Below are 7,404 nucleotides of genomic sequence, written 5' to 3'. Positions count from 1 at the left end.
GCCGCGGTGCGCCAGGCCCAGGCCGACGTCGAGGCCGCGCGGCTGAACCTCGGCTATGCCGCGGTCACCGCGCCGATCGCCGGCCGCGCCGGCCGCGCGCTCGTGACCGAGGGCGCGCTGGTCGGCCAGGGCGAAGTCACGCCGCTGACCGTCGTCGAGCAGATCGACCCGATCTACGTCGACTTCAGCCAGTCCGCCGCCGAGGTCGCGCAGCTGCGCAAGGCCCAGGCCGAGGGCAAGCTCAAGCTCGCCGCGCCGGACCAGGTCGAAGTGCAGCTGTTCCAGCCCGACGGCAGCGCGTACGGCCAGACCGGCACCCTGAGCTTCGCCGACCTCGCGGTCGATCCGACCACCGGTTCGGTGTCGCTGCGCGCGACGTTCCGGAATGCCGAACACAGCCTGCTGCCGGGCATGTTCGTGAAGCTGCGCCTGGTCCAGGGCGAACTCGAACAGGCCTTCCTCGTGCCGCAGAAGGCGATCCAGCGCGATCCGAAGGGCGCCTACGTGCTCGTCGTCGGCGCCGACACGAAGGTGCAGGTCAAGCACGTCGAACTCGGCGAGCTGCGCGGCGCCGACTGGGTCGTCAAGAGCGGCGTCGCCGACGGCGACCAGATCATCGTCTCGGGCCTGCAGAAGGTGCAGCCGGACAAGCCGGCCAAGGCCGTGCCGCAGGAACAGCTGGACAAGGCGCAGAGCGCGGCGCCCGCCGCGGCGCCCAAGGCGTAAGGAGAACGCACCGTGCCCCAATTCTTCATCGAAAGGCCGATCTTCGCCTGGGTGATCGCGATCCTGATCACCCTCGGCGGCGTGCTGGCGACGTTCGAGCTCGGCATCGAGTCGTACCCGCAGATCGCGCCGCCGCAGGTCGTGATCAGCGCGAACTACGCCGGCGCGAGCGCCGACACGGTCGAGAAGACCGTGACCCAGGTCATCGAGCAGCAGCTCAACGGCATCGACAACCTGCTGTACTTCAGCTCGACGTCGAACGCGAGCGGCAACGCCTCGATCACCTTGACCTTCAACAGCGGCACCGATCCGGACATCGCCCAGGTGCAGACGCAGAACCGCGTCTCGCTGGCGCTGCCGCGCCTGCCGTCGGAAGTGACCCAGCAGGGCGTCGTCGTGGCCAAGGCCAACGCCGGCTTTCTGATGGTCGCCGCATTGAAGTCCGACGACGGCCAGCAGGACTCCTATGCGCTGAACAACATCATCTCCTCGCGCATCCTCGACCAGATCCAGCGCATCGCCGGCGTCGGCAGCGTGACCCAGTTCGGCTCCGAATACGCCATGCGCATCTGGCTCGATCCGGACAAGCTGCAGGGCTACGGCCTGGCGCCGAACGCCGTACTGACGGCGATCCGCGGCCAGAACGTGCAGTTCGCCTCCGGCGCGATCGGCTCCACGCCGACCGTCGACCAGCAGGGCATTTCCGCGAGCGTCATGGCCGAAGGCCGCTTCACGACGCCCGAGCAGTTCGAGAACATCGTGCTGCGCACGGCCGCCGACGGCACGACGGTCAAGATCAGGGACGTCGGCCGCGTCGAGCTCGGCCCGTTCTCGTACGGCCGCGCGACCTACTACGGCAAGAACGCGATCGCCGGCTTCGCCGTGCAACTGCTGCCCGGCGCCAACGCGCTGCAGGTGGCCGAAGCGGTCAAGGCGCGCATGAACGAACTGCAGGCCAGCTTCCCGGCCGGCGTGTCGTGGTTCACGCCGTACGACAGCACGACCTTCGTGCGCATGTCGATACTCGAGGTCGTCGAAACGCTCGCCATCGCCGTCGTGCTGGTCTTCGTCGTCATGCTCGTGTTCCTGCAGAACCTGCGCGCGACGATCATTCCGACCCTGGTCATCCCGGTCGCGCTGGCCGGCACCTTCCTCGGCATGTACGTCATCGGCTTCACGATCAACCAGCTGTCGCTGTTCGCGATGGTGCTCGCGATCGGCATCGTCGTGGACGACGCGATCGTCGTGATCGAGAACGTCGAACGCATCATGAGCGAGGAACACATCGAGCCGAAGGAAGCCACGCGCAAGGCGATGACGCAGATCACCGGCGCGGTCGTGGCGATCACGGTCGTGCTCGCCGCGGTGTTCATTCCGAGCGCGATGCAGGGCGGCAGCGTCGGCGCGATCTATCGCCAGTTCGCGCTGACGATCGCCGTGTCGATGGGCTTCTCGGCGCTGCTCGCGCTGTCGTTCACGCCGGCGCTCTGCGCGACCATGCTCAAGCCCACCCATCCGGAGCCGAACCGCTTCTTCCGCTGGTTCAACCGCACGTTCGAGCGCGTGCTCGGCACCTATTCGCGGCAGACCGCCGGCGCGGTCAAGCGGCCCGGGCGCTGGATGATCCTGTTCGGCGTCATCGTCGTGCTCTGCGGCGTCGTGTTCACGCGCATGCCGGGCAGCTTCGTGCCGGAAGAGGACCAGGGCTATACCCTGGCCATCGTGCAGCTGCCGGCCGGCGCGTCCCTGCAGCGTACGACCAAGGCCATGGAACAGGTCAGCGACATCCTGTCCAAGAACGAGGCGGTCGAGGCGGTGCTGCAGGTCAGCGGCTTCAGCTTCATCGGCCAGGCCGACAACGTCGGCATGGCCTTCATCCGCCTGAAGCCCTGGGACGAGCGCAAGACCGATGCGATGACCTTCATCCAGCAGGCCAACGGCGCGCTGTTCATGGGCCTCAAGGACGCCCAGGCCTTCGTCGTCAACCTGCCGACGATCCAGGGCCTCGGCGCGTTCGGCGGCTTCGACATGTACCTGCAGGACCGCAGAGGCGCCGGCCACGAGGCCCTCGTCAACGCGCAGAACATCGTGCTCGGCAAGGCCGCGGCGCAGAAGGACATCCTGCAGGGCGTGCGTCCGAACGGCCTGCAGGATTCGCCGCAGCTCAAGATCGACGTCGACCGCGTGCAGGCGCAGTCGATGGGCCTCAACGTCTCCGACGTGTTCAGCGCGATCCAGCTCATGCTCGCACCGGTCTACGCGAACGACTTCTTCTACGAAGGCCGCGTGCTGCGCGTGGTGCTGCAGGCCGACGCGCCGTTCCGCATGAGCCCCGAGGCGTTCAGCCGCTTCTTCCTGCCGAGCTCCCTGCCCTCGTCCAACGCGAACGGCACGCCGAACATGATCCCGCTGTCGAGCGTCGTGAACTCGCGGTGGATCATGGGCCCGCCGGCGCTCGTGCGCTTCAACGGCTATTCGGCGATCGAGATCGTCGGTTCGCCGGTGCCGGGACGCAGTTCCGGCGACGCGATGAAGGCCATGCAGGACATCATCACGAAGGAGCTGCCGCAGGGCTTCGGCTTCGACTGGGCCGGCCAGTCGCTGCAGGAAATCGTCTCGGGCAACCAGGCGCCGCTGCTGTTCGGCCTGTCCATCCTCGTCGTGTTCCTCTGCCTCGCGGCGCTGTACGAGAGCTGGTCGATCCCGGTGTCGGTCATGCTGATCGTGCCGCTCGGCGTGCTCGGCGCGGTGCTGTTCTCGCTCGCGCGCGGCCTGCCCGACGACGTCTACTTCAAGATCGGCCTGATCACGATCATCGGCCTGGCGGCCAAGAACGCGATCCTGATCATCGAGTTCGCGGTCGAGGCGCAGCGCCACGGCAAGCCGCTGCGCGAAGCCGTGCTCGAAGCCGGCCGCCTGCGCATGCGGCCGATCCTGATGACCTCGTTCGCGTTCATCCTCGGCGTGCTGCCGCTGGCGATCTCCTCGGGCGCCGGCGCCAACGCGCGCCATGCGATCGGCACCGGCGTCATCGGCGGCATGATCTTCGCGACCTTCCTCGGCCTGCTGTTCGTGCCGATCTTCTACGTCGCGATCCGCCGCGTGCTCGGCGACCGCACCGACGAAGCGGCGAACGGCGCACTGCCGCCGCCGGCGCGCGGCGGGCATTGACGGCGCGGCCGTGACGGGCGGAACGAAAGGGCGGCAGCGATGCCGCCCTTTCGTTCCGCTTCGGCGCGCCTGCCGCGCCGCATTTCCTTGCGACGGAAGCGGCTGCGGCGCCACGGCCGCTTCGCGTCGCGGACGGTCAAGCCGAATGCGAAGAGGCCGGCCCGGCCCCGGGCAGCGGCTGCCGCAGACGGCGCGCGTCCCAGAACGCCGCGACGAGCATGGCGCCGGCGCTGATGCCGGCGACGGCCAGCGGCGGCAGCCAGTGCGAGCAGGCCGCGGCGACCGCGATCAGCACGAGCGCGGCGACGTGCGAGTGCGGGAAAACCTTGACGATGCTGTGCTTGAACAGGCCGTTGCCAAGCAGGTACAGCGCGCTGCCGCCAAGCACGGCGACGGCGGTCGCCGGCGAGCTGTGGCCGAGCGGATGCGCGAGCACGAACTCGTCGCCGACGGCCGAGACGATGATGCCGGCGACGATGGCCAGGTGCAGGTAGGTATAGGTCACGCGCGCGAGCCGGCCCGGATCGTCGGATTCGACGATGCGTTCGGCGCCGCGGTCGGCGGCCGCGTCGAAGTAGATCCACCACATCGCGACGCTGCCGACGAAGGCGACGGCGAACGCGGCGATCGTCGGCGCGGTCCATTCGAGCTTCGCGAACGTCGCGCCGGTCACGAGTATCGATTCGCCGAGCGCGATGATCACGAACAGGCCGCAGCGTTCCGACAGGTGGCCGCCGGCCACGTCCCAGTCGCTCGTGCGCGAGCGGCCGAGTCCCGGCACGAAGAAGCCCAGCGACGGCGAGACGAATTCGATCGCCAGCGCGAGCATCCACAACGGCAGCCGCCAGGACTCGACGAACGCGCCGGCCAGCCAGAACACCGCCGACAGCAGCAGCCAGGCCAGGATGCGCCGGAAGTTCGCGACCATGGCCGGATGGCCGGCCACGGCCCAGAGGAAGTACGCGGTGCGCCCGACCTGCATGAACACGTAGGCGCAGGCGAAGCTCACGGCGCGCGCGCCGAACGCTTCGGGAATCGAGGCCGACAGGATCAGCCCGGCCAGCATCAGCACGAGCAGCAGCAATCGCGTCGGGATCCGTTCCGGATCGAGCCAGTTGGTGACCCAGGACGTGAAGATCCAGATCCACCAGACGCCGAGCGTCAGCAGCAGCACCTGCAGCGCGCCGAGCGGCGTGAAGTCGTCGAGCAGCGAATGCGACAGCTGGGTGACCGCGAAGACGAACACCAGATCGAAGAACAGCTCGACCGTCGTGACCTTCTCGTGGCCGGGATGGGCGCGTTCGCGCAGCAGGCTCGGGTTCCGGGGCATGGCGCACTCCGCAGGGACGTGCGCGCATGGTAGAGGCGCGGCCCGCACGCCGTCACGGCACGGCGTGCGGCGCTGCGGCGCGCTACTCGAAGCCGTCGGCGAAGATCGGCGTCTCTTCCCAGAGCGGGTTGTCGCCGTAGAACACGTCCCAGGTGCCGTTCGTGTCGTTGGGCACCTGCTGGTTCGAATACGAATACCAGACCACGCCGGTGCCGTCGGCGCTGAGCCGCGGCTGATGCACGTTGCCGGAGTTGCCGCCGACGCTGACCTGCGCGACCAGGCCGCGCACGAGGTCGATCACGTAGACGCCGCCCGGTTCGGCGCCGGCGTAGAGCCGGTCGGTCGACGCGAACACGAGCCAGCGGCCGCTGTAGTCGAAATCCGGCTCTTCGTTGAAGCCCTCGCGCGGCAGTCCGCCGTCGGGAATGCTCAGCGCGATCGTCGCGTCGCTGCCCGGGATGCGCAGGTACAAGGTGCTCTCGGCGAATTCGCTCCAGTCCGGCAAGGTGTCGGCCTTGCTCGAGAACGCGAGCAGCGAGCCGTTCGCGTTGAACGCCGCGGCATAGCTCGCGCCATCGTTGGCCTGGACGTTGCCGGCGCCGACGTCGACGCGCGTCAGCGGCAGGCTCGCATCGCTCGCGGCCAGGAACACGTCGGGCTTTGCGTTGGTGTCGCCGGCGACTAGGTTGCTCGCCGTGGAGGCGAACAGCACGCGGCTGCCGTCGCCGGAAATGCGCGGGTCGCTGCTGCCGAGATTGGCCTCGGCGCCGCCCGGGCCGATGCTGACGCGGCGCTGCGTGCCCGCGGCGAGGTCGCGCACGTAGACGTCGGGGCGTCCGTTCGTGTCGGCCGCGACGAGCGCGTCGCTGGACACGTAGGCAATGCGTGAGCCGGCCACGTCGATGACCGGCGAGGCGCAGGTCACGCCGGGACTGCCGTCGGGCATGCGGTCGACGATCTGCACCGTGTTCGCCGCGAGATCGCGCAGGTAGCAGTTCAGAAAGCCCGCGCCGGGAACGAGCTTCGCGTACGAGGTGAACACCACGCGCGCACCGCTGCCGGAGATCGACGCGGCGAGACTGCCGGCGTCGGCCTGCGAGCCGTCGGCCTTGTTGCTGATCCGCGTCGTCGTGCCGAGCAGGCGGTCGCGCAGGAACACGTCGGCCGCGGCGTTCGTGTCGCCGGCGACGAGGTTGGTCGCGTCGCTGAGGAAAGTGACATAGCGGCCGTCGGCCGAGATCGCCGGATAGCGGCTCTGCGAATTGGCTTCGCCGCCGCCGGTGGCGACGCTGATGCGCTCGATCGCGCCGGATGCTCCGGCCGCGCCGGACAGCAGGGCGCAGACCAGCAATCGGCAGCGCGTGGCGAGAAAGAATCGGTACGACATGACCACTCCGGGCACGGGGAACTCGGAGCGTTGTTACGCAGCGGCGTCGCGCAAATCCCAAGAACGGCCCGACACGCTGCCCGCGACGCGGCTCACGCGCGCGGCGACGGGCGGCATGAGCCTGCCAAGGCCGGCACGGCGTGCGTCTTGTCATCGCCTCGGATCGCCGTCGCCGCAGCAGCGGGAACCCGGCATCGATGGATCCGCGGATTCCCAGGCGCTGCGGCCGCTGCGGACCGGATCAGGGTACGTATTCGATCGTCACCGTCACCGGCTGGCCGTTGGGCAGGCCGACACCGGTCACTGCCGCGCTGTTGGCTACCGCGTGGTAGTAGGTCCCGGTCAGGGCAAACGGCGTGTTGTTGCAGACCGTGCCGGTGTCCTGGCTCTGACGCGTCGGATTGGTGACGACCGTCGCGCCGGTCAGCGGCACGTACCAGAGCGGCTTGCCCGTGCCGCCGGAAACCACCGTGCCCGCCGGATAATTGACGGTGTTCAGCAGCACGTTGCCGGTGCAGTTGGGTCCGTCGAAACCGACCGACGTGTTGCCGAGCACGCTACCGTCGCTCTGCAGCGCGATGCGGTAGGACTGCGGCGTGATGAAGGTGACGCTCTGGTTCAGCGAACCGTCGACGCCGATCGGATACAGCGGCCGCGCGAGCGCGGTGCTCACGGTGCCGTTGATGCGCACCTGGTATTTCGCGACGCCGGCGGCACCCGTGGCGCCCGTCGCACCGGTAGCGCCGGTGCTGCCCGTGGCGCCGGTCGCGCCCGTGGCGCCGGCGCCGGT

5 protein-coding genes are annotated in these 7,404 nt (G+C 69.0%); 2 read left to right on the top strand and 3 right to left on the bottom strand.

The window, feature by feature from the left end; translation table 11 throughout:
- Both NON22_RS17485 and NON22_RS17480 read left to right on the top strand, forming a co-directional pair.
- Positions 1 to 726, top strand: a 726-nt coding sequence (locus NON22_RS17485; protein WP_257388229.1) for an efflux RND transporter periplasmic adaptor subunit, incomplete at its 5' end; no start/stop codon positions are given.
- Between the two features lie 12 nt (positions 727 to 738).
- The gene (locus tag NON22_RS17480) at positions 739 to 3,897 is read left to right on the top strand and encodes a multidrug efflux RND transporter permease subunit (RefSeq protein ID WP_257388228.1); all 3,159 of its coding nucleotides are present in this window, start codon (positions 739 to 741) and stop codon (positions 3,895 to 3,897) included.
- Positions 3,898 to 4,033: 136 nt separating this feature from the next.
- Here the strand turns inward: NON22_RS17480 and NON22_RS17475 are convergent, their stop codons facing one another.
- The 3 genes from NON22_RS17475 to NON22_RS17465 all read right to left on the bottom strand — a co-directional run.
- Entirely contained in the window at positions 4,034 to 5,227 is a 1,194-nt protein-coding gene (locus NON22_RS17475; protein WP_257388227.1) for a low temperature requirement protein A, read from the bottom strand.
- Between the two features lie 82 nt (positions 5,228 to 5,309).
- Entirely contained in the window at positions 5,310 to 6,614 is a 1,305-nt protein-coding gene (locus NON22_RS17470; RefSeq protein WP_257388226.1) for a TolB-like translocation protein, read from the bottom strand.
- Positions 6,615 to 6,855: 241 nt separating this feature from the next.
- On the bottom strand, positions 6,856 to 7,404 hold a 549-nt coding region (locus NON22_RS17465), incomplete at its 5' end, for a hypothetical protein (protein ID WP_257388225.1).

Origin of the sequence: Tahibacter caeni, assembly GCF_024609805.1 — a bacterium.
GTDB lineage: Bacteria > Pseudomonadota > Gammaproteobacteria > Xanthomonadales > Rhodanobacteraceae > Tahibacter > Tahibacter caeni.
The sequence above is the reverse complement of the archived record's forward strand: the minus strand, read 5'-3'. Positions and strand labels throughout refer to the sequence as shown.